The sequence below is a fragment of the Streptomyces sp. NPDC087215 genome (assembly GCF_044744885.1).
Lineage (GTDB): Bacteria > Actinomycetota > Actinomycetes > Streptomycetales > Streptomycetaceae > Streptomyces.
In genome coordinates, this window is record NZ_JBIUZD010000003.1 from 531,812 (window position 1) to 556,683 (window position 24,872).

The 24,872-nt window shown below is 71.2% G+C and carries 23 protein-coding genes and 1 pseudogene; 13 read left to right on the forward strand and 11 right to left on the reverse strand.

From position 1 onward, the window contains the following. Positions 1-31: 31 nt before the first annotated feature. The 6 genes from recR to ACIO92_RS11940 all read left to right on the forward strand — a co-directional run bounded on the left by recR (position 32) and on the right by ACIO92_RS11940 (position 6,319). Positions 32-631, forward strand: coding sequence for a recombination mediator RecR (recR, locus tag ACIO92_RS11915; protein ID WP_351786039.1), 600 nt, complete (start codon positions 32-34; stop codon positions 629-631). Positions 632-666: 35 nt separating this feature from the next. After that, positions 667-1,329: a DUF5063 domain-containing protein gene (locus tag ACIO92_RS11920; protein ID WP_366441976.1), complete on the forward strand. Its 663-nt coding sequence runs from the start codon at positions 667-669 to the stop codon at positions 1,327-1,329. 387 nt (positions 1,330-1,716) lie between these two features. Further along, positions 1,717-2,985: an aspartate kinase gene (locus ACIO92_RS11925; RefSeq protein ID WP_351786034.1), complete on the forward strand. Its 1,269-nt coding sequence runs from the start codon at positions 1,717-1,719 to the stop codon at positions 2,983-2,985. Next, on the forward strand, positions 2,982-4,034 hold the full coding sequence (locus ACIO92_RS11930; protein WP_366441977.1) for an aspartate-semialdehyde dehydrogenase: 1,053 nt from the start codon (positions 2,982-2,984) through the stop codon (positions 4,032-4,034). The genes ACIO92_RS11925 and ACIO92_RS11930 overlap by 4 nt, the downstream gene beginning before the upstream one ends. A gap of 264 nt (positions 4,035-4,298) precedes the next feature. Then, positions 4,299-5,069 carry a SigE family RNA polymerase sigma factor gene (locus tag ACIO92_RS11935; RefSeq protein WP_401235110.1) on the forward strand — a complete coding sequence of 257 codons (771 nt, stop codon included), beginning with the start codon at positions 4,299-4,301 and terminating at the stop codon, positions 5,067-5,069. Further along, positions 5,066-6,319, forward strand: coding sequence for a hypothetical protein (locus tag ACIO92_RS11940; RefSeq protein ID WP_402279957.1), 1,254 nt, complete (start codon positions 5,066-5,068; stop codon positions 6,317-6,319). Before ACIO92_RS11935 ends, ACIO92_RS11940 begins: the two co-directional genes overlap by 4 nt. Positions 6,320-6,584: 265 nt before the next feature. Here the strand turns inward: ACIO92_RS11940 and ACIO92_RS11945 are convergent, their stop codons facing one another. Continuing rightward, the gene (locus ACIO92_RS11945; protein WP_366441979.1) at positions 6,585-7,325 is read right to left on the reverse strand and encodes an SURF1 family protein; all 741 of its coding nucleotides are present in this window, start codon (positions 7,323-7,325) and stop codon (positions 6,585-6,587) included. 23 nt (positions 7,326-7,348) lie between these two features. Continuing rightward, complete coding sequence (locus ACIO92_RS11950) at positions 7,349-9,184, reverse strand: prolyl oligopeptidase family serine peptidase (protein ID WP_402279955.1); 1,836 nt, start codon at positions 9,182-9,184, stop codon at positions 7,349-7,351. Positions 9,185-9,305: 121 nt separating this feature from the next. On the opposite strand from ACIO92_RS11950, the gene ACIO92_RS11955 reads away from it, so the two are divergent. The 3 genes from ACIO92_RS11955 to ACIO92_RS11965 all read left to right on the forward strand — a co-directional run bounded on the left by ACIO92_RS11955 (position 9,306) and on the right by ACIO92_RS11965 (position 13,338). Continuing rightward, positions 9,306-11,048, forward strand: a complete 1,743-nt coding sequence (locus ACIO92_RS11955; protein ID WP_402279953.1) for a recombinase family protein — start codon at positions 9,306-9,308, stop codon at positions 11,046-11,048. A 301-nt stretch (positions 11,049-11,349) separates the two neighbouring features. After that, positions 11,350-11,712, forward strand: a complete 363-nt coding sequence (locus ACIO92_RS11960; RefSeq protein ID WP_402279951.1) for a hypothetical protein — start codon at positions 11,350-11,352, stop codon at positions 11,710-11,712. A gap of 792 nt (positions 11,713-12,504) precedes the next feature. Then, a complete protein-coding gene (locus tag ACIO92_RS11965; protein WP_402279949.1) occupies positions 12,505-13,338 on the forward strand; it encodes a recombinase family protein in 834 nt (277 codons plus the stop codon). A gap of 301 nt (positions 13,339-13,639) precedes the next feature. On the opposite strand, the gene ACIO92_RS11970 is transcribed toward ACIO92_RS11965, so the two are convergent. From ACIO92_RS11970 to ACIO92_RS11995, 6 genes and pseudogenes are all read right to left on the reverse strand, one after another. Further along, the gene (locus ACIO92_RS11970) at positions 13,640-13,861 is read right to left on the reverse strand and encodes a hypothetical protein (RefSeq protein WP_402279947.1); all 222 of its coding nucleotides are present in this window, start codon (positions 13,859-13,861) and stop codon (positions 13,640-13,642) included. Between the two features lie 217 nt (positions 13,862-14,078). Further along, positions 14,079-14,282, reverse strand: a complete 204-nt coding sequence (locus ACIO92_RS11975; protein ID WP_030145899.1) for a hypothetical protein — start codon at positions 14,280-14,282, stop codon at positions 14,079-14,081. A gap of 63 nt (positions 14,283-14,345) precedes the next feature. Then, entirely contained in the window at positions 14,346-15,194 is an 849-nt protein-coding gene (locus tag ACIO92_RS11980) for a Scr1 family TA system antitoxin-like transcriptional regulator (RefSeq protein WP_402279945.1), read from the reverse strand. Then, positions 15,184-15,708 carry a DUF6879 family protein gene (locus tag ACIO92_RS11985; protein WP_402279943.1) on the reverse strand — a complete coding sequence of 175 codons (525 nt, stop codon included), beginning with the start codon at positions 15,706-15,708 and terminating at the stop codon, positions 15,184-15,186. Before ACIO92_RS11985 ends, ACIO92_RS11980 begins: the two co-directional genes overlap by 11 nt. Further along, positions 15,692-15,898: a hypothetical protein gene (locus ACIO92_RS11990; RefSeq protein ID WP_030145901.1), complete on the reverse strand. Its 207-nt coding sequence runs from the start codon at positions 15,896-15,898 to the stop codon at positions 15,692-15,694. Before ACIO92_RS11990 ends, ACIO92_RS11985 begins: the two co-directional genes overlap by 17 nt. A gap of 205 nt (positions 15,899-16,103) precedes the next feature. Continuing rightward, positions 16,104-16,380, reverse strand: a pseudogene (locus ACIO92_RS11995) (TolB family protein); the annotation flags it as partial. 71 nt (positions 16,381-16,451) lie between these two features. On the opposite strand from ACIO92_RS11995, the gene ACIO92_RS12000 reads away from it, so the two are divergent. Continuing rightward, positions 16,452-17,282: a class I SAM-dependent methyltransferase gene (locus tag ACIO92_RS12000; protein ID WP_402054637.1), complete on the forward strand. Its 831-nt coding sequence runs from the start codon at positions 16,452-16,454 to the stop codon at positions 17,280-17,282. 8 nt (positions 17,283-17,290) lie between these two features. On the opposite strand, the gene ACIO92_RS12005 is transcribed toward ACIO92_RS12000, so the two are convergent. Further along, positions 17,291-17,587, reverse strand: a complete 297-nt coding sequence (locus ACIO92_RS12005) for a DUF6191 domain-containing protein (protein ID WP_366441982.1) — start codon at positions 17,585-17,587, stop codon at positions 17,291-17,293. Positions 17,588-17,699: 112 nt separating this feature from the next. On the opposite strand from ACIO92_RS12005, the gene ACIO92_RS12010 reads away from it, so the two are divergent. Further along, positions 17,700-19,106: a tetratricopeptide repeat protein gene (locus tag ACIO92_RS12010; RefSeq protein WP_402279940.1), complete on the forward strand. Its 1,407-nt coding sequence runs from the start codon at positions 17,700-17,702 to the stop codon at positions 19,104-19,106. Positions 19,107-19,215: 109 nt separating this feature from the next. Continuing rightward, positions 19,216-20,232 (forward strand): YdcF family protein, encoded by a 1,017-nt coding sequence (locus ACIO92_RS12015; protein WP_366441984.1) that lies wholly within the window; start codon positions 19,216-19,218, stop codon positions 20,230-20,232. Between the two features lie 25 nt (positions 20,233-20,257). Here ACIO92_RS12015 and ACIO92_RS12020 read toward each other — a convergent pair whose 3' ends face one another. Beyond that, positions 20,258-22,081 carry an alkyl sulfatase dimerization domain-containing protein gene (locus ACIO92_RS12020; RefSeq protein ID WP_366441985.1) on the reverse strand — a complete coding sequence of 608 codons (1,824 nt, stop codon included), beginning with the start codon at positions 22,079-22,081 and terminating at the stop codon, positions 20,258-20,260. 249 nt (positions 22,082-22,330) lie between these two features. On the opposite strand from ACIO92_RS12020, the gene ACIO92_RS12025 reads away from it, so the two are divergent. After that, positions 22,331-22,609 carry a hypothetical protein gene (locus ACIO92_RS12025; RefSeq protein ID WP_366441986.1) on the forward strand — a complete coding sequence of 93 codons (279 nt, stop codon included), beginning with the start codon at positions 22,331-22,333 and terminating at the stop codon, positions 22,607-22,609. Between the two features lie 231 nt (positions 22,610-22,840). Here ACIO92_RS12025 and ACIO92_RS12030 read toward each other — a convergent pair whose 3' ends face one another. Continuing rightward, positions 22,841-24,040, reverse strand: a complete 1,200-nt coding sequence (locus ACIO92_RS12030; protein ID WP_401235092.1) for a serine/threonine-protein kinase — start codon at positions 24,038-24,040, stop codon at positions 22,841-22,843. Between the last annotated feature and the right edge of the window lie 832 nt (positions 24,041-24,872).

Here is a 24,872-nt window from a genome sequence, read left to right on the forward strand (position 1 = left end):
AGAAACAAGCACTCCCCCGGAAGGGCGTTCCGTGTACGAAGGCGTGGTGCAGGACCTCATCGACGAACTGGGCAGGCTGCCCGGCGTCGGTCCCAAGAGCGCGCAGCGGATCGCCTTCCACGTCCTCCAGGCCGAGCCCACGGACGTCCGGCGCCTCGCGCACGCCCTCCTGGAGGTCAAGGAGAAGGTCAGGTTCTGCGAGGTCTGCGGCAACGTGGCCCAGCAGGAGCGGTGCAACATCTGCCGCGACCCGCGCCGCGACCTGACCGTCATCTGTGTGGTCGAGGAGCCCAAGGACGTCGTCGCGATCGAGCGGACCCGCGAGTTCCGGGGGCGCTACCACGTCCTCGGCGGCGCGATCAGCCCGATCGAGGGCGTCGGACCCGACGACCTGCGCATCCGCGAGCTGCTCGCACGGCTCGCCGACGGCTCGGTCACCGAGCTGATCCTGGCCACCGACCCCAACCTGGAGGGCGAGGCCACCGCGACGTACCTGGCGCGGATGATCAAGCCCATGGGCCTTCGGGTGACCCGGCTCGCCAGTGGTCTGCCGGTCGGCGGCGACCTGGAGTACGCCGACGAGGTGACCCTCGGCCGTGCCTTCGAGGGGCGGAGGCTGCTAGATGTATGACGACAGGGCCGGCGCGCTCCCAGAGAGGCTCCTCGATGTCTGACCCCACGCTGCACTCCCTCACGCAGAACCCCGACGACTTCGCGGTCCAGATCGCCGACTCGATCGAGAGCTTCATCGTGGCGACCACCGAGGTGGCCAAGGGCGACGAACCCGACAGCGCGGTGCCCTTCCTGCTCCTGGAGGTCTCGCAGCTGCTCCTGACGGGCGGCAGGCTCGGCGCGCACGAGGACATCGTCCCCGACGAGCGCTACGAGACCGACACGGGCCCGGAGCCGGACGCCGACGCCCTGCGCGAGCGGTTCGCCCTGCTCCTGGAGCCGGTGGACGTCTACTCCGAGGTCTTCGACCCGTACGAGCCCCGCAAGGCGCCCGTCCCGGCCCGGATCTCCGACAGCCTCGCCGACATCGTCACCGATCTCCGGCACGGCCTCGCCCACTACCGCGCGGGCCGCACCAGCGAGGCCCTGTGGTGGTGGCAGTTCTCCTACTTCTCCAACTGGGGCCCCACCGCCTCCGCCACCCTCCGCGCCCTCCAGTCCCTCGTCGCCCACGTCCGCCTCGACCAGCCGCTCGCGGCCCTGGACGGCCTCGACACCGACGAGGACCTGACGGAGGACGAACTCGCCGAGGAGGCGGGCCGCGTGATGGCCGAGGAGATCGGCGCACCGCTGGGCCTGCGCACCCTCAAGGGCTGAGCGCCGACCGCCGGGGCCGTCCCCCTGGGGGCGAGGTCGTCTGCCGGGGCGTGCCCCTGGAGGGATCGGGTGCCGTCCGCCGGGGGCGTGGCCCCTCGGGGGCTGAGCAGTGCCCGCCCGCCCGTGCCCCGCCCAGCCCCTCGGGAGCCGAATCCGGGCGGGTCCATGAGCGACGCCTGAGCGGGGGAGCGCCCGCCGCGAGACACCCGTGCTCCCGGGTGCCCGCGAGGTCCCCGTACCCGGGTGAATCGTCCGGCGGGGACCCGGGGTGATCACTCCGCGAGCGGCGCGTCTCACCATCCGATATGCCATGGGTGTTCGCGGGCCGCTCGTTAGACTGAGCCGATCGCAGCGCCGGCTGCGGCACACACTGAGCGAGGAGCGCACGTGGGCCTTGTCGTGCAGAAGTACGGAGGCTCCTCCGTTGCCGATGCCGAGGGCATCAAGCGCGTCGCCAAGCGGATCGTGGACGCCAAGAAGAACGGCCACCAGGTGGTCGTCGTGGTTTCCGCGATGGGCGACACGACGGACGAGTTGATCGATCTCGCCGAGCAGGTATCCCCGATCCCTGCCGGTCGTGAATTCGACATGCTGCTGACCGCCGGGGAGCGGATCTCCATGGCCCTGCTGGCCATGGCGATCAAGAACCTGGGCCACGAGGCCCAGTCGTTCACCGGCAGCCAGGCCGGTGTCATCACCGACTCGGTCCACAACAAGGCGCGCATCATCGATGTCACGCCGGGCCGTATCCGCACCGCGCTCGACGAGGGCAACATCGCCATCGTCGCCGGTTTCCAGGGCGTGTCCCAGGACAAGAAGGACATCACCACGCTGGGCCGCGGCGGTTCCGACACCACCGCCGTGGCGCTGGCCGCCGCGCTCGACGCCGAGGTCTGCGAGATCTACACGGACGTCGACGGCGTGTTCACGGCCGACCCGCGCGTGGTCAAGAAGGCGAAGAAGATCGACTGGATCTCCTTCGAGGACATGCTGGAACTCGCCGCCTCCGGCTCCAAGGTGCTGCTGCACCGCTGCGTCGAGTACGCGCGCCGCTACAACATCCCGATCCACGTCCGCTCCTCGTTCTCGGGGCTGCAGGGCACATGGGTCAGCAACGAACCGCAAGGAGCCCAGAAGGTGGAGCAGGCCATCATCTCGGGTGTCGCCCACGACACCTCCGAGGCGAAGATCACGGTCGTCGGCGTGCCGGACAAGCCGGGCGAGGCCGCGGCCATCTTCCGGGCCGTCGCGGACGCCGAGATCAACATCGACATGATCGTGCAGAACGTGTCCGCGGCCTCCACCGGCCTCACGGACATCTCCTTCACCCTCCCCAAGGCCGAGGGCCGCAAGGCCATCGACGCACTGGAGAAGGCGAAGAGCGCGATCGGCTTCGACTCGCTCCGCTACGACGACCAGATCGGCAAGATCTCCCTGGTCGGCGCGGGTATGAAGACCAACCCGGGCGTCACCGCGGACTTCTTCCGCGCGCTCTCCGACGCGGGCGTCAACATCGAGCTCATCTCGACATCCGAGATCCGCATCTCGGTCGTCACCCGCGCCGACGACGTCAACGAGGCGGTCCGCGCCGTCCACACGGCCTTCGGCCTGGACAACGCGGACGAGGCCGTCGTCTACGGAGGCACCGGCCGATGACGCCGAAGCCGACGCTCGCGGTCGTCGGTGCGACCGGAGCCGTCGGCTCGGTGATGCTCCAGCTGCTCACGCACCACGCGGACGTCTGGGGCGAGATACGTCTCCTCGCCTCCCCGCGCTCGGCGGGCCTCAAGGCCTCCGTGCGCGGGGAGGAGTGCGAGGTCCTCGCACTCGACGAGACGGCCCTGGAAGGCGTCGACGTGGCGCTCTTCCTGGTGCCGGAGCCGGTGGCCGCCCGCTGGGCGCCCGTCGCCGCGCTCAAGGGCGCCGTCGTCGTCGACACCTCCGCCGCCTTCCGCGCGGACCCCGAGGTGCCCCTCGTCGTCCCCGAGACCAACGCCCCCGCGGCGCTCGTACGCCCCCGGGGCATCGTCGCCAGCCCCGGCTGCACCACCCTCGCGCTGATCGTCGCCGTCGGCGCCCTGCACGCCGAGTTCGGGCTCACCGAACTGGTCGTCACCGCCCAGCAGGCCGCCAGCGGCGCCGGGCGGGCGGGCGTCGAGGCGCTCCGCGCCCAGCTCGGCCTGGTGGCGGGCGCCGAGGACCTGGGCACCCACCCCGGCGATGTGCGCCGGGCCGTCGGCGAGTCCACCGGTCCCTTCCCCGGGCCCCTCGCGCTCAACGTACTGCCCTGGTCCGGCACGCCGGGCGCCGACGGCTCCTCCTCCGAGGAGGAGCGCGTACGGGACGAGACCCGCCGGGTCCTCGGCCTGCCCGCCCTGCGGATCGCCGCGACCTGTCTGCGCGTCCCCGTCCTCACCGGGCACTCCGTCACCGTGCACGCCCGCTTCGAGCGGCCCGTGCCGGTCGGCCGCGCCCACGAGGTCCTGGCGACCTCCCCCGGCGTCGTCCTCTACGACGACCCCGCCCGGGGCGACTTCCCCACCCCCGCCGACGTCGCGGGCACCGACCCCGCCTGGGTCGGCCGGGTCCGGCGCTCCCTGGACGACGAGCGGGCCCTGGACTTCTTCGTCTGCGCCGACAACCTGCGCAAGGGCGCCGCCCTGAACGCCCTCCAGATCGCGGAATCGGTTGTCACAGCTTTGTAGGATCTGTGAACGACCTGTGAGCAAATAGGCGCCATATACCTCTTGAACTGCGGCGATGCCGTGTTCGAGGATGCTCTTCCCCCTTACTGCAACCAGTGGTCGAACGGGGGACGTCTCTGCGTGCGCCCACGACGGTGTGACGCGGGGCACGCCGTGGAGGCGGGGTACCGGGGGAGAACGTTTACACATGGGGATGAACGGCACGCCGGTGAAAAGGGCGCCGCACGCGTACAACCTTGCCGGGGGGAAGCGTGTCCAACATGCGTGGCTGAGGTACTCGACATCGCGATCATCGCCGCCCCGCGCGGCGCGGGCACGGCGCTGCTCCCCCTGCGGAGCCCCGCCGTCGCACCCGCACGCGCCTCGGCGGTCGTTCCCGCACGCGGTTCCACCGGCGCCCCCGTGCGCGCCTCCGGCGCCTTCCGGCGGACCCGCTCGCCCGGCGGGATGCCGGTGATCGCCCCCATGCCGATCGGATCGCGCACGAGCTCCGTGGACGGCATCCCCTCGCCCCGGACCAGCGCCGAGGGCTCCTCGGTCGCCGGGACCACCGTCGACCACCTGACCGAGACCTACCGCGCCCACTACCGCTCGCTGCTCGGCCTCGCCGCGCTGCTCCTCGACGACATCGCTTCCTGCGAGGACGTCGTCCAGGAGGCGTTCATCCGCGTGCACTCGGCCCGCAAGCGGGTCCGCGAGCCCGAGAAGACCCTCGCCTATCTGCGCCAGACCGTGGTGAACCTCTCCCGGTCCGCACTGCGCCGCCGCATCCTGGGTCTCAAGCTGCTGTCCAAGCCGATGCCGGACATGGCCAGCGCGGAGGAGGGGGCGTACGACCAGCTGGAGCGCGAGGACCTCATCAAGGCCATGCGCGGACTCCAGCGGCGCCAGCGCGAGGTGCTCGCCCTGCGCTACTTCTCCGACATGACCGAGGCCCAGGTCGCCGAGGCGCTCGGGATATCACTGGGCTCGGTGAAGGCCTACGGTTCGCGGGGCATCGCGGCGCTGCGTGTCGCGATGGGAGCGACCTCGTGAGCGCGGCACCCGGCGAGGACGGCGCGACCGGCGGCGCCGGGGAGGGCCGTGACGACGACGCCCGAGAAGCCGGGGAAGCCCGGGAAGCCGGGGAAGCCCGGGAAGAACGAGAAGAACATGACGAGCTGAGCGGACAGCCCATGGTGAACAACGAGCCCGACGAGCCCGGCGAGGGCGCCGGGGACGACGAACTCGCGCTGCGGCGGCTGTTCCAGGGCGCCGTGTCCGGTCTGGAGCCCGCCCAGGGCTCGCTGGACCAGCTGCGCCGCGCCGTGCCCGCCCGGCGCGCCCGCAAGCGGCAGGCCGTCGTCGGCGCCGCCGCCGCGGCCGTCCTCATCGGCACCGCCGTTCCCGCCTTCATGCACGTCGCCTCCTCCGGCGGCGTCTCCGCCGCCCGGCCGGTGAACGCGGGCCACGGCGAGGAGGCCCAGGGCGGCACCGGCACCGAGACCGGCGTCGTCGGCGGGAGCTCCCGTCCCCCCCGGGACGGTTCCTCGCCCCGGCCCGGCGCGGACGAGGGCTCCGAGGGCGACCCGAGGCGGCCCGGCACCGGCGCGTCCGGCGGCGGCCCCCGGGAGTCCCAGGGCAGCGGTTCGGGCTCCGCGCCCCGCTGCGGGGCCGACCAGCTCGGCGTCAGCTCGGCGGGAGCGGGCGGACCCGACGGACAGGGCAAGGTGCAGGGCACCTTCCGCATCACCAACGTCTCCGGCCGCGACTGTGTCGTCGACGGCGGCGGGACCGTCGGCTTCGCGGCCCTGGGCGCGGCCGACCCGGGCCGGATCTCGGTCGTCCGGCACAGTCCGGGGGACGGGACCGGTCTGCCCGACCCCTCGCAGGAGTCCGCCTCACTGCTCCTGAAGCCGAGCGGCAGCTACGAGGTGAAGTTCGTCTGGGTGCCCAGCGAGACCTGCCCGACGACCGGGGGCACCCCGACGCCCACGCCGACCCAGACGGCCGAACCGCCGACCACCCCGCCGACGACGCCCCCGCCCACCACCAGCAGCCCGGAGCCCAGCGAGGGCGACGGCTCCGGAGGCGGCGGTACGGGCCCGGTCACCGTGCCCGGCTCGGGTTCCGGCTCCGGCGCGGAGGCGGGCATGGCCCCGCAACTGCTCCGCGCGGACGGCCCCGCCGAGGGCAGCGTCCTGGTCAGCCATGTCGCGGAACCGGGCGGTCCGGCGGCCTCGGCCACCATCCCGGGCGCCTGCGCGGGCACGATCTACCGCACGGGCGTCCTGACCGCCCAGTGACCGCCCGCGCCCGCCGCCACCGGCACGGCCGTACGGCCGGGGACGGCGGAGCGTGACACGGCCCGGACGGCTCAACGTCCGGGCCCGGCCCCGGGGCCGACACGGCCGCATGGCGTCGGCCCCACGGCCCACGGCACCGGCCCGGCGGAGCCACCGGAACACCGGCCCGGACCCCGGCCCACTCAGGTCACCGGCCGGAACGGCCACGGCCATCGGGGCCGGACCAGCGGTCCGGTCCGGGCAGCGAGAGCCCCGCAGGGGCCCGCTACAGTCCCAGTGCCTCGTCGCGGGAGGCCTCCGCCTCACGGCGGACCAGGCGGAACCACATGAAGAGGACGAAGCCCGCGAAGACGAACCACTCCGCGGTGTAGCCCAGGTTCTGGAAGGCCTTCGCGTCCAGACCCGTGCCCGCGGCGGCCGCCGCCGGGACCGGGGTGAGCCCGGCGGGGGAGTCCGTGAGCGTGACCCAGGCGTCGTAGACGTCGTCGGTGACCACGTTCACCAGGGCCGCCGCACTGATCATGCCGAGCTGCCCCTCGGGCAGCCCGCCCGCCGTGTGGACGCCCTTCGTGCCCGGGTTCTCCGAAGCCTGGAGCGCGCCCACCACCTTGACCTCGCCGGACGGCACCACGGGTGCCTTCGCGCCGGTGGGGAGCCAGCCCCGGACCACCGGCAGCGACCGGCCGTCGTCCGTCCGCAGCAGCGTCAGGACGTACGAACCGGTCCGGCCGTCCAGCTCGCGCCCCGGGACGAGGAACTGCGCCCCGAACCGGCCGCGCGCCTCGGCCGACCGGCCCGAGGTCTCCTTGTCCACCGGGAGCAGCGAGTCCAGCGGCCGGGCCGCCGACGCGCTCGCTGCGGGCCGTTCCTCGGCCTCCCGGTGGGAGTCGACACGATCCTCGAACTTGCCGAGCTGCCAGGTCCCCATGAACACGCAGAACGGGATCGCCAGCAGGACGAAGAGGTTGATCCCCCACCAGCGGGGCGTTCTCAGGAACCGGTACACCCCCCCACGGTACGCAGGTCCCCTCAGCCCTCCGTCGCCCGGGTCCCCAGGTGTTTCGCGGCGAACGCGAGGTCCAGGGCGACCTGCTTGATCCGTTCCTCCACGACGAGCGAGCCGTGGCCCGCGTCGTACCGGTACACCTCGTGCACCGCGCCCCTGGCCGCCAGCCGGCCGACGTAGTTCTCGATCTGACGGATCGGGCAGCGCGGGTCGTTGACGCCGGCCGAGATGTGCACCGGGGCCGTCACCGCGTCCACGTACGTCAGCGGCGACGAGGCCGCGTACCGCTCGGGCACCTCCTCGGGCGAACCGCCGAGCAGCGTCCGGTCCAGCGCCTTCAGGGCCTCCATCTCGTCCTCGTACGCCGTGACGTAGTCCGCGACCGGCACCGCCGCGAGACCGACCGCCCACGCGTCCGGCCGGGTGCCGAGGCCGAGGAGCGTCAGATAGCCGCCCCACGAACCACCCGAGAGGACGAGCCGGTCCGGATCGGCCAGCCCGCTCTCCACCGCCCACGCGCGGACCGCCTCGATGTCCTCCAGCTCGATCAGACCCACCCGGTGCTTCAGCGCGTCCGTCCACTCCCGGCCGTATCCCGTCGAGCCCCGGTAGTTGACCCGCACCACCGCGTACCCGTGGTCCACCCAGGCCGCCGGGCCCGAGGCGAAGGCGTCGCTGTCGTGCCAGGTCGGACCGCCGTGCACCTCGAAGACCGTGGGGAACGGGCCCTCGCCCGCCGGACGCTGCACCAGCGCGTGCACCCGGCCCCCCGGGCCCGCCACCCACACGTCCTCCACCGGCACCGAGGGCGGCGCCTTCGGACCGGGCGGGTCGAGGACGACACCACCGGCCGTGGAACGCACCACCGGCGGCTCGGCGGCCGACGACCACAGGTACTCCACGCTGCCGTCCGGCCGGGCCGTCGCTCCCGACACCGAACCGGCCGGGGTCTCCACCCGGACCAGGGCCCCCGTGCCGATCTCGTACCGCCACAGCTCGCTGCGGGCCTCGAAGCTGTGCACCACCAGCAGCCCCGTGCCGTCCGGGCACCACTCGGCCGACACGTCGCCCGGCAGGTCGAGCGAGAGATCGGTCTCGGCGCCCGTCACCACGTCCCACAGCATCGGCTCCCAGCGACCGCGCCGCTGGTGCCCGACGAGCAGCCGGGTGTCCCCGGCCACCGGAGCGAAGCCGAGCACCGAGAGCCCCAGCTCCTCCGTCCCGCCCTTGGTGTCGTCGAGCTCCGCGACCACGCCCGCGTCCGAGGCGCGCAGCACCCGCAGCGCGGAGTGCATCGCGTCCCCGTGCTCGGTGTGCTCGACCGCGACCAGCGAGCCGTCGTACGACAGGTCGCCGACCCCGGCGGACTCCCGGTGCCGGTAGATCTCCACCGGGACGTCCGACCCCGGCCGCACCAGGTGCACCGTCGAGCCGTCCTCGTCGGTGGAGCGGCCCACGACCAGCGTCCCCTCACGGCCGACGGCGAGCCCCGCCGGGTAGGACGCGCCCAGACCGGGCACCGCAGGTTCGTCCGCGCCGCCCGCGAACGGCTGGCGCATCCACACCCCGAACTCGTCCCCGTAGGACGGCAAGTCTGGAACGGAGGAGCTACGGCCGTCATCGAACCACCAGATCCACTCACCGTCAGGTGAGAGGACCCCGTCCGTGGTCCCGTCCGGCCGGTTGGTGACCTGCCGCTGTTCGCCGGTCTTCCGGTCCCACGCGTAGATCTCGTACGTGCCGGTCGCGTTCGACACGAACAGGCTGCGGTCGGGGGCGTCCTCTGCCCAGTCGGGCAGCGAGACGCGAGGTGCTCGGAACCGCTTCTCCCAGTCGGGCATGGCTGCATCAGTCGTCATGCCCCTATTCAACCTGATGGCGCGACCTGCCAAGAACGGGTTTCGGAAACGCTAACCCCCGTGTTCTTTCCCGCATTTTGATCGCTAGGTCGCAAGCATAGAACGGGCTAGAATCCAAGTAATGCCTGAGAACATTCGTGTAGTCGGCTGCGGCCGACAGTCGGTCACCCGTACAGAAGACGAGAACTCCCTTTCCGTCAGCGCCCAGAAGCGCGACCTCCAATACTGGGCGGATACGCCCGGCCAGAATCGCATCGTTGTCGGGTGGGCACTGGACACGAACACCTCCGGAACGACGAACCCTTTCACCCGTCCGCAGCTCGGACCGTGGATAACCGAGCGCATGGATGAATGGGATGTGCTGGCGTTCCCGCGTATCGACCGGATATCCCGGAAGGTCCGCTACTTCTCCGAACTCCTCGACTGGGTCGAGGACAACAACAAGCACATCGTTACCGTCGACGGAAGCCTGAACACACAGGCCGCCGGTGGTAGCGCGGTCGCCAAAGTGCTCTCCGTCCTGGCGGAGGAAGAACACCGGAAGATCCAGAAGAACGTAACCAACGGAATCAAGACCCTGCGGGAGCTGGGACGTTTCACCGGAGGCCCTCAGCCTTTCGGGTACCGGTCCGTGGACTCCGGCGACGAACACCGAATCCTCACCCCCGACCCTGTATACGCGGAGCTGCTCCGAGAGATAGCCAGGCGGGTGCGCAATGGGGATTCCACCTACGCCATAGCCGACGACTTCAACCGGCGCGGCATCATGACGTGGTCGGATCACCTTCGCTTCCTCAAGGGGAAGCCGGTGAAGGGGATCATCTGGAAGGCCGCCACCGTTGCCCGCGTCATCCAGAACCCCGTCTGTGTCGGCTATCAGACGCACAACGGTGAGATCTGGGAGACGGAAGAAGGCGAACCGAGCGTCATCGCCGACACTCCCATTCTGAAGTTGGGGGAGTGGGAGTCTGCAACGAAGGCGCTCACCGCTCGCACTCGACTGAAGAAGGTGAGGCGCAGAGACACCGCTTGTTTGCTCACGGGTATTGCCATCTGTGGTGGATGCGGTACCGCAATGATCTGCCACCACACGACCAAGACCCTGAAGAACGGGGAGACCCGTACGTACAAGGACTACCGGTGTTCCGCGAAGAACCGGTCCGTCCGCTGTGAAGCACTGGCTACGATCAAGGAATCCGAACTCGAAGGTGTCTTCACGGATGCGCTCATGGACTCGATCGGTCACGCGCCCGAGATGGTGAAGATGGTCGAAGAGGGGGAGGACCACACCCCGGAACTGGAGCAGAAGCGCCAGCGCCTGAACCGGCTGGAGAGCGACTACGCCGAGGGCAAGTACGACACCCCGGCGAAGGAGTCGTCCTACTGGCGGACGCTGGAGAACCTCACGAAGAAGATTGCCGAGTTGGAGTCCCGGCCTATCCGTCCGCGCACGGTTACGTTCCAGCAGACCGGCCGGAGGTGGGCCGACAAGTGGACGGCGATGGGGACGCAGGACCGACGGGAGTTCCTGAGCGAACGGAACGTGCGGGTCATCGTCTGGCGAAACCCGATGCCGGGTGTGAAGCGCGGCGTGGTCGTGCACTTCGGCAACCTGAAGGAGTTCGCCGTAGCGGGCGGGGTCGACGGGGCGGAACTCTCCGACTGGGGTGAGATGGGGTGGAACGTGCCGGAGCACTGGATGGACCCGGTGACACTGCGCGATGAAGCGGAGCGGGCCACCGTCACCGAGGTGTTCGGCTCGACGGAACTCCCCGTGACCCTGGTCAAGGTGCGGGACAAGACGCGCGAGATCTTCCCCGAAGCGGCTTCCGGCTACGTGTCCACGCTGCACACCGCCGCGTGAGCGCAGGCGGGCGCTGAGCGGCCTTGCAACCCCCGGTCCGGGTTCTTCCTGGGCCGGGGGTCCTTCGTGCCTCCAGGCGGCTCAGGGTCGCATTCCGCCCACCTGTACGATGCCTGGCAGGTCGCCGCCGTCACTCCCGACCGCACGAGACCGAGTCCGGGCCGCAAGCCTGGGCGACCACCTGTGAAGCGCCGTGCTCACCGCACGGCCACCCCCGCGAAGAAAGGGAGGCTCATGTCCCGCCGTCCGGCGGGGGTCACTGGCGCACCCGTGTGCGCTGCACAGGAAGGAGCCACGCTCGGTGGCTATCAGCTTCGGTTATGACCGCCCGTGGGGCGGCGTCTCCCAGCACGAGTACCGGCGCATGGCGCAGGACCCCGGTCACCCGCTCGCCTATCGCGTGCACTTCGCCGCCATTGGATGGGCGGACAGGCAGGGACACGCGGCCTTTGAGCCGGGTCGCCTCGCGACGCTACTCGGCAAGAACGGCAACCGGCTCTCCGACCAGAGCGCGCGCAACGCGATAGGGCGAGCCAAGGATCTACGCCTTGTCTCGCCCCGCTCCGGGGCGGCGTGTCTGGTGCTTCCGCCTCACCTGTTCCAGAAGGCCAAGGGCGCTCCCGTTCCATGCCGCGTTCACCAGGACCGCACGCCCTGCGTGTAGTCGGAGCACGTCTGACGTGTGCCGCTACCTGCGCTGAGCTGCGGAAACGTTCGCGTCCTCTCTTCTCTATTTGGGGTAGGTCCAGTGCGGCCCCCTCCGGGGCCGACAGAGTGAAGACACTTCGACCAACGGCAAGGGCATACCGGGGCGCGGCAGCGCCCCACCTGCGCAAGTCGCAGCGGCGGAAGAGTCACCAGGGAGGGGCGGCTACGCCGCCACGGAGCAAAGGCCTTCAACGGTGCGGCCCCGACGGGGCCGATATCTGGAAGACCAGGAAGCTACACAGTGGGGGCGCTGGCGCGCCCTCACAGGGGGAAGCCGCAAGGGGTAAGGCGCTTCCCGTTGGCCGCTACGCGGCCACAGAGCGAAGACACTTACGCCAAGCCTCGAAAGGCTCCACTCTTGTGCAGGCTTCCGCCGCCGGCTGGAGCCTCACCGTTGCTCTGGCCTGCGGCTTTCCTCTTGCGCTTCTCCTCGCCATCGCCCTGGCGACCCCTGGAACCGTGGCAGAATCTGAGCTGCTAAGACATGGCGGTCGAAGCCTGCCCCCTTCGGGGGTCATACCCCCACCTCCCCGCCGTCGCTCGTGTCCTTGCCGACGGGCACGCCTGCACTGCCGGGCAGTGCCCACAGGGCGACAGGTCAAGGTGTCGCGTAAACGGTCGGTTGCGCGACAATGCGCCGCACCCCGGCCCATGTCCGGTTCGCCCTGGCCGGACTGTCGCGTAACCCGTCGCGAAAGTTCCGGCTCCTATCTAGCTTTCGCGACACGTATGTGCGACAGTCCTCGGCATGACCATGAACACCCCGGCCGATCAGGTCGAGCGCCACGACTGCCCCAAGTGCCAGGCTCCCGCAGGAAGTCCCTGCCGTACCGGCGCGGGCAAGGTGGCAGCCAGCTACCACACAGGGCGCTTCGCCCTCGTGCCCGCCTTGAAGGCGGAACTCACCGTGAAGACCCCGGCCGACCGCAACCCCGGCAAACGATGGACGCAAGGGGCACCCGTTCCCCAGGTTCCCGACGCCGTACCGGGCGCAGCGATCCGGCTCGGCTACGCCCGCACCTCGACCGCCAGTCAGGAACTCCAGTCCCAGTTGGATGCCCTTGCCAGGGCGCAGTGCACGCGGGTGTTCTCGGAGAAGATCAGCAGCCGGGTGAAGGAACGGCCGGAGCTGGAGAAGGCCCTCACCCTGGCGCGGGAGATCAAGCAGGCCGCCCCCGGCCAACCGGTCATCCTGACCGTGCTGGAGATGAAGCGCCTTGCCCGCAGTGCAGCCGAGTTGATGACCCTGTCGTCCACCCTCCAGGCGGACGGCATCCAACTGGAACTCCTCTCCGGTCCCCTCCAGGGGGTGTACGACCCGAACGGGGCGGGAGCCATCGTGTTCGCCGTTCTCGCCGTCAGTGCGGAGGTCGAGCGGGAGGGCATCCGGGAGAAGACGATGGAAGGGCTCGAAGCCGCCGCCCGCAAGGGCAACGTGGGCGGACGCCCGTCCGTCATGGACGATGACAAGCTGGCCGTGGCCCGCGCCAGGCACGCCAAGGGCGAGAGCGTCACAGCCATCGCCAAGGGCCTGGGAGTCCACCGGGCCACCCTGTACCGGCACCTCGGAGAAAGCGCCTGAGGCAGGCGCACAGCCGTTCTGACTGGCCCCTGACGTACGCGTCGGGGGCATCGTCATGTCCGGCATGGGTGAGCCCCTGCCAGCCACGGGGGCGACTGACAGGGGCCTGTGTCCCTCACCGTGCGCCGGGTGGTTGCACGGCACCCCGCATACGAGGGCGGACCGGGGCGAGGGCCTGAGCACGTCGGCTCAAGCGGAGACACGACCTGCCTCCTGCCCAAGGCTTGTCCGATCGGGGGACAACTGGCCTGCCCTCACCGCGTCGCGCCGCCGCGATCACGGGAAGGGCAGGGGCCTGTACCTACTCGGCGCGCACCACCATGGCGAACGAGGTGCGCACCCGTCGGAAGCCCTTGTGGTTGCTCCGGCCCGTGTGGGTCATGCACTCCTCGTCCACAGCCGCACTGTCCGTCGATGGACGCGCCGACCACTTGCAGTGCAGGCACTCCGCCTCGAACGTCACATCCGTATCCGGGTGCTCCGTGATCCGGTGCTGCACGTACCGCAGGACTGAGCGGCTCACTGCGCGACCTGCCGAGCCCTCATCGCCTCTGCCATCCGCTCGGCAACATCCGCACGCACCATGCCCATGTGTACATACGGCGTACCGTTGTAGGTGACGACGGGACGTAGCGCCTCCCACGCCCTCTCTGGGAGGCCAAGAGCCGCAAGGGCATCCCGTAACGCGGAGGTCGCCTGTTCGGCCGTCAAGCGGCCGTCTCGCCACGTCTGCATGTCCATCACTCGGCGCCGTGCCCTTCCCGCAGGTGCGTCCGCAGGACCACGTTCGCATCGGACACCTTCGAGTAGTCCCCGACCGAGCGCGCATTGGCCCGAGTCACCGCGATACCGAGGCACTCGCCGCAGCCTGCCATGGTGTCCGGCTCCCCGAGCGGAACCGTCAGATGCACCGGGTCTGCCATCGTCGTCTTCGGTGTACTCATCCTGTACGGCCTCCCGACTGAGCGAGAAACCAGTTTCATCCGGACCACCCGGAGAACCCAGGACTATTGGCGTAGTCGGGTAAAGATCATGGCCCAATCGCTGAGGAGCGACCGGCAATCCTCCCCGAAGACGGCATGGGATTCGTACCGCTCGAAGTCCTCCCGGTATGCACTGACATCCCTATGGTCCCGAAGTATCAAAGCCCCCGTGTGGGTCTCGACTTGGACCAGCCGCCGGTCATAGACCGTGAAGACGCTGAGCGGCGTCTCAGCGATAGGGCCGGCTAGTCCAAGGGGAATCACGCCGAGCCGCACATTTGGAATGCGGGAGACGGAGGCCAGGCGGTCGAGCTGCATTGCCATTGCCACGGGGGAAGCGAGAGGCCAGCGCACGGCCTGTTCCGTGAGAAGGAACGTGAAGAACTTCGAGGAGTCCAAGAGGATCTGCTGGCGCTCCAGCTTCTTCGCGACCGTCTTGGACATGTCGCCGGAGTTGCGCGAGAGACTGGCCCGCACATAGTCAGGCGTTGCCAGGAGACCCGTAATCATGGTCGGCAGGAAGAACCGGAACTCTGTGGTGACGGCTTCCAGCCGGGCCAACTCGTTCTGCTTCTTGTCCAGTCCCCGCCGCTGGGAACCCCAGTGGTCCTGCCACTCCGTGTTTGCTGCGCGGGCGAGAGCGAGGATCTCGGTTGCCACCGTCCCCTCTGCTCCAAGAGCTTCGAGGATCAGTTCCACATCCACTATGGCCGGGGTCAGCTTTCCGCTCTCGATATTGCTGACCCTGGTCTGGCTCATGTTGCAGCGCTTAGCGAGCCGGACTTGAGTCCACCCGGCCCGCTTGCGCTCGTTCTTCAAGACCCCTGCCAGGTCAGACCTGGATTGACCTAGGGTCTCCGGATCAAAGGTCAAGGCCCTTCACGTACTCCTCGAAGGGGACTGATTCGGATACCGCGATCCTCTGGTATTCGAGGAACGGTTCAGTAGAACCGTCGTGGACCTCTCGGCTGATCTGCCTGCCGTCCGGGTGGTAGTTCATGAGCACCACTTCGGACTGATCGAACATCCAGAAGTCATGCACCCCGTCCAGGGGATTGGGCCTATCCGTCACGTCGAGAATGCGGATCTGCTCACCTGCCAAGGCGTGAGCCTTGTAGTAGTGGTGGAACTCGAAGCGCAGGTAATCCGACAAGGGGCGAGTGACGACATGGACGCGCCCTTGCGTGCGTCCCTCCGTGGCCTGTCGGCGTAGCCGGTCGGTGTACTCGTTCGTCACCTTCTCCGGGTCGATGCGCGCCCCGGCGCGGAAGGCTGCGAACTCCTCTTCCTCCTGCGGCATGAGGTACTGCGGCAACGCTTCAAGACGCCACGCCTCCCGCGTGAACCGCTCGAATCGCGCTGCCCATTCCTCACCAGCCAAGAACACGGAACGCCTCCCTCAACGTCTCCTCCGGGATCTCCACGAGCCCTTCCCCGTCCGGGGCGTTGAACGCCTGCGACACGTCACCTTGGACGACGAACGAGCCGGACGCGGTCCGGTAGACGTTCGGGCAGTCGTCCTTACCGCACGTGCCGTTCCCGTTGCCGGTCAGCCGGGTCAGTTCCTCACGAGCCATGGCGAAACCCCCTGTCCCGCGCCCCCTCGTGGGGCGGCTCCACGACCGTACGGAGCAGGCGTCACCGCCGTCTATGCGGTCACGGCAATATTGGCGTTGTCGCATAAAGAAGCCCCTCGGGAGGGACCGGAGGGGCGGGAGTCAGCGGACGAGCAGGGCGGCGGATGCCCGAAGGACTGGACAGGCGTTCTCAAGTAGGGGCAAGATCCATCCCCGTCGGTGTCCGAGAACCACCAGATCCAGGCGCCGTCCGGCGACAGCGTCCCGTCCGTCGTCCCGTTCGGCCGGTCCGTGACCTGCCGCTGCTCCCCGGTCGTCCGGTCCCAGGCGTACAGCTCGTACGTCCCGGTCGCGTTGGACACGAAGAGCGAGCGGTCGGGGGCGTCCTCGGCCCACTCGGGCAGCGAGACGCGGGGCGCCCTGAAGCGCCGCTCCCACAGCGGGGTCGGTTCGGTGGGCTCGGCGTTCCTGGTCTCAGTCATGGCACCCATGATGCTCCGCGCGGCGGACAATCCGCTCGCGTCCGCCGCGACCTGTGGATAACCTCGCCGACATGTACTCCCCGACGCCCGAGGACTGGCACGAGACCAACCGCGCCCGCTGGGACGAGCGGGTCCCGATCCACACCGCGGCGGAGTTCTACGACCTCGACTCCTTCCGCGCGGGCAAGGACCCCCTGCGGGACTTCGAGCGCGCGGAGGTCGGCGACGTCACCGGCCGCAGCCTGCTGCACCTCCAGTGCCACATCGGCCTCGACACGCTGTCCTGGGCGCGGCACGGCGCCTCCCGGGTCGTCGGGCTGGACTTCTCCGTACCGGCGGTGGAGGCCGCCCGCTCGCTCGCCGCCGACCTGGGGCTGTCCCGGGAGCGGGCCGCGTTCGTCGCCGCCGACGTGTACGACGCCGCCGCGGCCGTCCCGGACGACGCGTACGACATCGTGTACACGGGAGTCGGGGCGCTGTGCTGGCTGCCCGACATCCGGCGCTGGGCACGGACCGCCGCCTCGCTCGTCGCGCCGGGCGGCTTCCTCTACCTGGCCGAATTCCATCCGCTGGCCGACTCGCTCGACGACGAGACGGGCGGCCGGGTCGTGCACGACTACTTCGTCCGCGAGCCGTGGGTGGACACCACGCCGGGGACGTACGCGGACCTCGACGCGGTCACCGTCCACAACCGCAGCGTGGAGTGGGTGCACCCGGTCGGCGAGGTCGTCACCGCGCTGGCCTCGGCGGGGCTGCGCGTCGATTTCCTGCACGAGCACGACGTGTCGCTGGTCCCCCGCTACGGCTCGCTCCAGCGGCACGAGGACGGCTACTACCGCTTCCCGGCGGACCGGCCCCGCATTCCGCTGATGTACTCGCTCAGGGCATCACGTCCGGCCTGACCAGGAGGTCACGGGGTCGGACGGCTGATCCTTATGACGGCCCGCCCGCCCTTGAGGTCCACCGTCGAGCGGTGCGGCGGGGCGCCGTCCTCCTCGTCGTCGCGGAGCACGAGCGCGCTCTGCCGCTCCTTGAGCTCGTTCTGCTTGCCCTGCGAGAAGGTGGCGTGCAGCTGCTCGAAGCCGGTCGAGGAGATCTGGCCGCTGCGCTTCCCCCTGCCCGTCATGCGCAGGATCTGGTCGGCGAAGGCGATCACGGTCAGCAGGATGACCAGACCCGGCAGCGTCACGAACACGGCGAACTCCATGCCTTCCATCAAAACACGTGGGCCCGGCCCTGGACAGGGGCCGGGCGGTCACCTTGCCCGGTGCGGGGGACACCTCCAGGATGTGCCATGGATGACGCTGGGAGAGTGACGCATGAGGCACGCGGGCCGTACAAGGCGCGGAGAGACGGCGGGGACGGCTCTGCTGTGGGGCGAGCAGGTGACCACCGGGCAACTCGCCGCCGCCGAGGAGGGATACGCCCGCTGCGGGCCCGCCGAGCGGCTCCTGTGGGAGCGGCTCTCCGTATTCGAGGGCGCCTTCGGCCGGGAGGCCGTCCGCGCGGTGTGCGGCTTCGGTGAACTGCCCCCCGCGCGCGTGCTCGTGGTTCTCGACCGGCTGGCCCCGCTCGCCCTCCTCCCGGTCGACGACCTCTTCGACGGGGAGCCCGCCGAACCCCGCTACTGGATGCCGCACCCCGTGCGGGCGGTGGGCGCCCGGCGGCTCAGCGCGCGCGGCGACCGCCCGTCCGTCGTCCCCCGCCACCGGCGCTGGTCGCTGGAGCTCGCCCGGCGGGCCGCCGACCGGTGGCGGGACGGCCGACAGCTCGACGCCCGCGACCTCGCCCTGCGGGAACTCCCCGACCTGGCTGCCGCCATGGACCCGACGACGGCGTCCGGCGCGCCCGGCGAGGAGGCCGCCACGGCCGTCGAGACCGCCGTCACCCTGTGGTTCCTGTGGGTGGCCTGCGGCCGGGTCGCCGAGGGCCGGACCCGGCTGCGGCACGCCCTCTCCCTGTACCCCGGGCCGCCACCGGCCCGCGCGCTGTGGCTCGCGGGCTTCCTGGAGCTGGAGTCCGGCCGCCCCGAGGAGGCCACCCGGCTGCTCGGCCGGGCCGTCGAGGCGGCGGAGCGCGACGGCGACGACGGCGCCCTCGGCGTGCTGGCCCATCTGCGCGGTTCGGCCGCCCTCCACCAGGGGCGCACGCGCGCGTCGGCCGCCGCTTTCCGCGAGTCCCTCGAACTGGTCTCGGAGCCGACGGAGTTCGGGCCGTCCCGGCACGGCTGCTGGGTGGGCCTCGCGCTCTCCCTGTGCCGGACCGATCCCGGGGGCGCCCGGGAGGCGCTCGGCGGGGCGGAGCGGGAGCACCGGGCCGGGGACGCCCGGCCGGCCGATGTGTACGCCGACGCCTGGGCCGAGCACGTACGGGCCGAACTCGCCGCCTGGGACGGGGACCCGGAGCGGGCGGCGGGGCACGCCAGGCGGGCGCTGCGCGCGCACTTGGACCTCGGCTCCTCGGTGGGGGCGGCCGTGGCGGCGGAACTCCTCGCGCAGATGCGGTCGCTCGGCGGCCGGAAGGACACGGCGGCCCGGCTCCTGGGCGCGGTGGACCTGCTGCGGACCTCCGCCTTCGAACCGTCCTACCGGCCCGCGCGGTTCGTGGAGGCCGTACGGGCCCACCGGGACCGGGACCTGCGGTCGCTGCGGGACGACCCGGCGCTGCGGGACGCCTTCGAGGAGGGCGCCAGGCTCGGTCTGTTCACCCTGGCCGACTGTCCTTAGCCGACTGTCCCCGGCCGACCGCCCCGGCGGCCGGACCGCGGGTCGCGGAGTTTTCCACAGATGCGAGCTGGCCCCGTTCCGGGCCCGTCCCGCTGTCTACGATGCCGACATGATCGCCTTCGTCGTCGCCGCCGTGTTCCTGCTGCTCTTCGGGGTCGGTGTGCTGCGGGACCGGCGCCGCTTCGGCAACGCCGTGTATCTGGGGCTCGCCGTCACCTTCCTCGGCATCGGGCTCCTCACCGGGATCGAGGACGCCCCGCCGGGCGTCGCCGAGACCGTGATGGTCCTGCTGCTCCTCGTGGTCGCCCTCGGCCCGCTCGTCCTCGCCGGACTGCTCTGCGCGAACGGCGTGAAGATGGTCCGCAAGGAGGGCAGACACCCCGCCAACCTGCTGTCGCTCCTCGCCGGGCTCGGGATACTCGGGGTGATGGGCCTCGCCGCGTCCGCCGTCGTCACCCGGTCCGTGGTCCTCGCCCTGATCGTCGGCACCACCCTGCTCGTCCTCGGCTACGTGTCGTTCCTCTTCGTCTGCTTCGTCGGCTACGCCTTCCTGTACGGCCGTATGAGGGTCCGCCGCGACGCCGACTTCGTGGTGGTCCTCGGCTCCGGTCTGATCGGCGGCAGCCGGGTGTCCCCGCTGCTCGCCAGCCGCCTGGACAGAGGACGGCAGGTGTACGAGCTGCTGGCCGCGCGCAGAGGACCCGACCGCCCCGCGCCCGTCCTCGTCACCTCCGGCGGACAGGGCCCCGACGAGCACCTGTCCGAGTCCCACGCGATGGCCGACTACCTCGTCGAGCGGGGCTTCCCCGCCGACGCGCTGGTCCGCGAGGACCGGTCCCGGACCACCGAGGAGAACCTGCTGTTCAGCAGGGAGCTGATGGAGCGGGAGCGGCCGGGCTCCGCGTGCGTGGTCGTCACCAACAACTTCCACGCCTTCCGGGCCGCCCTGATGGCCCGTAGGGCGGGCGTGGACGGCCAGGTGGTGGGCTCGCCGACGGCCGCCTACTTCTGGCCCTCGGCGACCATCCGCGAGTTCGTCGCGGTCTTCCTCCAGTACAAGGTGGTGAACCTGGGGATCTGCCTGACGCTGATCGCGCTGGGAGTGGTGGCCGGTCTCGCCCGCTGACCCGGCCCGCCCGCCGGACGGTGTCTCACGGGGTCACCACCGGGAACAGCGGATCGGGTGTCGTCACGTACGACAGGAGGCGCGCCAGCAGGGCCGGATCACCCTCCACCCCGATGCCCGGCTCCCCGGGGTCCCCTCCGGCGAGCAGCCCGAGCAGTCCCGCCTTGTCGAGGGTGAGGACGAGCCCGGCGGGCGTCCGGGGAGTGTCCGGCACGGCCCGCTGGGTGAGGGCACCGTGCCGGAGGGTGAGACGGCGGCGTTCCCCGGGGAGGACCAGATCGACGGTGAGGTCCTCGTCCCAGGCGCGCGGCCCGTCGATCCGCACCGCGATCGAGTCGACCAGCATGGGCACGGTCAGGGCCGTCGACATCTCGGGGTTGGTCATGTCGACCATCTCGCCGCTGATACCGTGCCGCAGTTCCTGAGCGGCGGTCAGGTAGAAGTTGCGCCAGGGCCCGTTCTCGGAGCCGTGTCCGAGCCGCTCGTAGACCCCGGCGAGCGTCTCCTTCGCCGGGACGTCCTCCGGGTCGGCGAAGACCAGGTGGTTCAGCAGGGTCGCGGCGAACCGCAGATCGCCCTCCTCGGCGTACGCGCGGGCCTTGGCCAGGGTCGCCCCGGGGCCACCGGCCACGTCCACGTACCGGCGGGCCAGTTCGGTCGGCGGATGCTCCCACAGATGGGCCACGTTGCCGTCGAACCAGCCCAGGTAGCGCTGGTAGACCGCCTTCGTGTTGTGGCTGAGGGAGCCGTAGTAGCCGCGCGCGTGCCAGGCGCGCGCGAGGGCGGGCGGCAGCTCCAGGCGCTCGGCGATCTCCGGTGCGGTCAGCCCCTCGTTGAGGAGCCGCAGCGTCTGGTCGTGGGTGTACGCGTACAGGTCGCGCTGTTCGGTCAGGAACCGCACCACCTCGTCGTGGCCCCAGGTCGGCCAGTGGTGGGAGGCGAAGGCGACGTCGTACCGCCCGTGGAAGTACTCGATGGCCTCGTCGAGGTACACGGCCCAGATCCGGGCGTCGCGGACCACCGCCCCGCGCAGGGTCAGGATGTTGTGGAAGGTGTGCGTGGCGTTCTCGGCCAGGCACAGGGCGCGGTGGTCGGGGAAGAGGAAGTTCATCTCCGAGGGAGCCTCGGTGCCGGGCGTCAGCTGGAAGACGATCCGCACCCCGTCGACGGTCTCCTCCTGGCCGGTCTCCGTGATGTCCACGGTCGGCGGGACGAGACTGATGGTGCCGGTGGAGGTCGTCGGGCCGAGACCGGCGCCGATCTGCCCGTCCGGCGCCTTCGGGAGGTTCGACCCGTACATGAAGCTCGCCCGCCGGGTCATCGCGTTGCCCGCGTAGACGTTCTCGCTGACCGCGTGCTCCAGGAAACCGGCCGGGGCGAGGACCGGCACCCCTTCCTCGGTGCCGTGCGGCAGGACGCCCCGCGCGCCGCCGAAGTGGTCGCCGTGCGAGTGGGTGTAGATCAGACCGGTCACCGGACGGTCGCCGCGGTACGCCCGGTAGAGCGCGAGGGCCGCTTCGGCGGTCTCCGTGGAGATCAGCGGGTCGATGACGACGATCCCGCGTTCGCCCTCGACGACCGTCATGTTCGACAGGTCGAGCCCGCGCACCTGGTAGATGCCGTCGGTGACCTCGTACAGGCCCTGCTTCGCGGCGAGCCGGGACTGCCGCCAGAGGCTCGGGTGCGCCGTGTCCGGGCAGTCCTCGGCCAGGAAGCCGTAGGCGTCGCCGTCCCAGACCGTGCGCCCGGCGGCGTCCGTGACCACGCCGGGGACGAGGGCGCCGAGGAAGCCCCGGTCCGCGTTCTCGAAGTCGGTGGTGTCGTCGGAGGGGGGAAGGGGCTCGCTCATGTGCCGGGGCTCCGTTCCACGGGGGTGGTGATCGGCGTACCGGACCATCTGATCACCGGGGTGCCGGGGCCGCACCTCGGGCCGGGACCGGCTCCGGGGCGGGCGCGCCCGCCCAGGGTGCCTTCCGGGCGGAGGCGCGCGCCTACTGGAACGCGCTCCCGGGGCGGGCCCGGCGGAGGCGGGCCCCGGGGCAGGAGCGGCGGAGGAGGCCTTCCGTACCTACCCTTGAGTTACCGACGGAGGTGACCCATGAGCCGACACCACTTCCACATCGACTACCTCGGGCACTCGGTCTCCGCGACCGTGCGGACCGGGCACCACCCCGTGGTCGAGGTCCTCGTCGACGGCAAGGAGACCGGCTACGCCACGACCAGGGAAGACGGTGCGGTCACGGTCCCGGTCGAGCTGCCCACCGATCCGCCGAGGACGGTGACGGTACGGGCCACCCCGGGGCCCGGAGTCCCGCGCTGCCTGCTGCTCGCGACGGCGGACGGGGAACCGCTGGTGATGGCGCCGAGACCGTACTGAACGGGTCGCGGGGCCGGGTGGGCCGCGGGGCCGAGCGGGCCGTGTGAGGCGGCGGGCCGTGCGGGCCGTGTGAAGCGGCGGGCCGTGCGACGGAAACCGGTCGGCCTGGCCGTACCGGCTGCACCGGCCGTACCGGAAGACGGGGCCGTCTCCCCGGTCCGTAACGGGAAGGAAAGATCCGCCGCCCCGGCCCGTACGGGAACCCCGAGGGCGGCCACCGGTCCGTACGGCTCAGGACAGCCAGGCCATCCCGATGACCAGGAAGACGACGAAGGCGATGGCCCCGGCGACGGCGGCGGTCTTGCGGGGGCGGCGCCGGGAGATCTCGGCGAGCCGGTCGCCCGCACCGGCGGGCCGTTCGCGCCGCCGCGACGAGGACATCGTCCCGGCACCCTGGCCGGACCCGCGCGCGGTCCTCGGCGGCGGTACCGGCGAGGGCACCGAGGGCGGCAGCGGCACGGACGCGGTCGCGGGGGCGTGAGCGGCAGGCGCGTGCGCGGGCGCGCGACCCGGGCCGGGCGCGTGCGCGGGCAGGGGCCGGGCCGGAGCGGGTGACCGCCCGCCCGGACGCCGGTGCTGCACCGGCCCCGGCACCGGCCCCGCCGGGACGGTCTGCGGATAGCCGCGCCAGGCGCCGGAGGAGAACCAGTCCGCGATGCCCTGCGCCGGGGGCCGCTGCTCCGGCTGCTTCGCGAGCAGGCTCAGCAGATACGTCTCGAACTCGGGCGGGAGCACCGCGCCGAGACGGCTCGGCGGCACCGGGGCGGTGTCGATGTGCTGGTACAGGAGGGCGGTCGCCGTGTCCGCCTGGAACGGCGTCCGCCCGGTGAGGAGCTGGTAGAGGACACAGCCGAGCGAGTACACGTCGGACGCGGAGGAGGCGGGCTGCCCGAGGGCCCGCTCGGGCGCCAGATAGAGCCCCGTGCCCACGATCTGACCCGTCGTCGTGAGCGCCCCCGACGGGTCGTCGACGAACCGCGCGATGCCGAAGTCGGCCAGTTTGACCGTGCCGTCGCCGTCGACCAGCAGGTTTCCGGGCTTGATGTCCCGGTGCACGACGCCCTGCCGGTGCGCGGCGGCGAGCCCGGCGGCGGCGTGGGCCGCGACCACGGCGAGCCGCTCGGCGGGCAGCACCAGCGGTTCGGCGGGGGTCCCGGCGAGGCTGTCGCCCTCCACCAGCTCCATGACGAGGAACAGTTTCCCGTCCCAGGTGCCGAAGTCGAAGACGCCCACCACGTGCGGATGGCTCAGCCGCGCGGCCGTCTGAGCCTCCAGCCGGAACCGGTCGCCCGCGGACGGATCGGCCATCTGCGCCAGCATCAGCTTCACGGCCACGGACCGGCCCAGCACTTCGTCGGTGGCCCGCCACACCTCGCCCATGCCGCCCCGGCCGATACACACATGAAGTCGATATCGGTCCGCGACCAGCACCGGGAGACCACCCTTTCGACGATCGATCAACGTGACGGAAGAGAACCAGCCTAGAGCCGCCAGGCCCGCCCCTTCGCCGCACTCCCCCCGACCGGCCCCCGCCGTCGCAGGACCGGCCGCCCCCGCCGCAGGTTCCCCTCGCCCACCGGAAGCGACTCGGCCCCCTGCCGGAAGGGAGACGCGGCCCCCACCGGACGAAAGCCCGGTCATTGCCGTACGAAAGCCCGGCCCCGACCGGAGAGACCGCCCGGCCACCGCCGGGAGCGAGTCCCTCCACCGCCGGAAGGGCCACGGGTCCCCCGCCGAAAGCCGATTCGGCCGCTGCCGGAGGAGATTCCGTTCCCCGGCGGAAGGGACTCCGGCGGCCCCGTCGCGGTTCCCGCCCGCCGCAGAAGACCTCTACCGCCGCGACCGGATGCGTGCTCCGGACCCGAGGCGCCCGAGAGCCGGCCGTGGACAGGGGCGGACCGACCCGAGGAGCGGCCGCGCACGAGAACCGGCCGAGACGGAGGACCGGCCGAGACCAGGAGAACGGGCCGAGACGGAGGACCGGCGAGACCAGGAGAACGGGTCGTGGACAAGGGAACCGCCCCCCTGCGCGGCTCCCGGGACGACCGGCGGCGAGGGGGGGCCGGATCTGGAGGACCTGTCCGCCGACGCGCCGCTTCAGCTCGCCCGGCCGTCCCTCGGCGACCTTGCGGCCCTTGTCGAAGACGGTGATGGAGTCGGCGAGCTGGTCGGCCTCCTCCAGGTACTGGGTGGTGAACAGCACCGTGGAACCGTCGGAGACCAACCCCCTTACGGCGTAACGGACTTCCTGCCGGGCGCGCGG

What these genes read in the sequence shown, in the direction of transcription:
- ACIO92_RS12020 (WP_366441985.1), bottom strand. Translation starts at nt 22,081, where the DNA reads ATGAGCGAGCCCCTTCCCCCCTCCGACGACACCACCGACTTCGAGAAC.
- ACIO92_RS11975 (WP_030145899.1), bottom strand. Translation starts at nt 14,282, where the DNA reads ATGAGTACACCGAAGACGACGATGGCAGACCCGGTGCATCTGACGGTT.
- ACIO92_RS11955 (WP_402279953.1), top strand. Translation starts at nt 9,306, where the DNA reads ATGCCTGAGAACATTCGTGTAGTCGGCTGCGGCCGACAGTCGGTCACC.
- ACIO92_RS12005 (WP_366441982.1), bottom strand. Translation starts at nt 17,587, where the DNA reads ATGGAGTTCGCCGTGTTCGTGACGCTGCCGGGTCTGGTCATCCTGCTG.
- ACIO92_RS11930 (WP_366441977.1), top strand. Translation starts at nt 2,982, where the DNA reads ATGACGCCGAAGCCGACGCTCGCGGTCGTCGGTGCGACCGGAGCCGTC.
- ACIO92_RS11990 (WP_030145901.1), bottom strand. Translation starts at nt 15,898, where the DNA reads ATGGCTCGTGAGGAACTGACCCGGCTGACCGGCAACGGGAACGGCACG.
- ACIO92_RS11920 (WP_366441976.1), top strand. Translation starts at nt 667, where the DNA reads ATGTCTGACCCCACGCTGCACTCCCTCACGCAGAACCCCGACGACTTC.
- ACIO92_RS12015 (WP_366441984.1), top strand. Translation starts at nt 19,216, where the DNA reads ATGATCGCCTTCGTCGTCGCCGCCGTGTTCCTGCTGCTCTTCGGGGTC.
- ACIO92_RS11950 (WP_402279955.1), bottom strand. Translation starts at nt 9,184, where the DNA reads ATGACGACTGATGCAGCCATGCCCGACTGGGAGAAGCGGTTCCGAGCA.
- ACIO92_RS12025 (WP_366441986.1), top strand. Translation starts at nt 22,331, where the DNA reads ATGAGCCGACACCACTTCCACATCGACTACCTCGGGCACTCGGTCTCC.
- ACIO92_RS11965 (WP_402279949.1), top strand. Translation starts at nt 12,505, where the DNA reads ATGACCATGAACACCCCGGCCGATCAGGTCGAGCGCCACGACTGCCCC.
- ACIO92_RS12000 (WP_402054637.1), top strand. Translation starts at nt 16,452, where the DNA reads ATGTACTCCCCGACGCCCGAGGACTGGCACGAGACCAACCGCGCCCGC.
- ACIO92_RS12010 (WP_402279940.1), top strand. Translation starts at nt 17,700, where the DNA reads ATGAGGCACGCGGGCCGTACAAGGCGCGGAGAGACGGCGGGGACGGCT.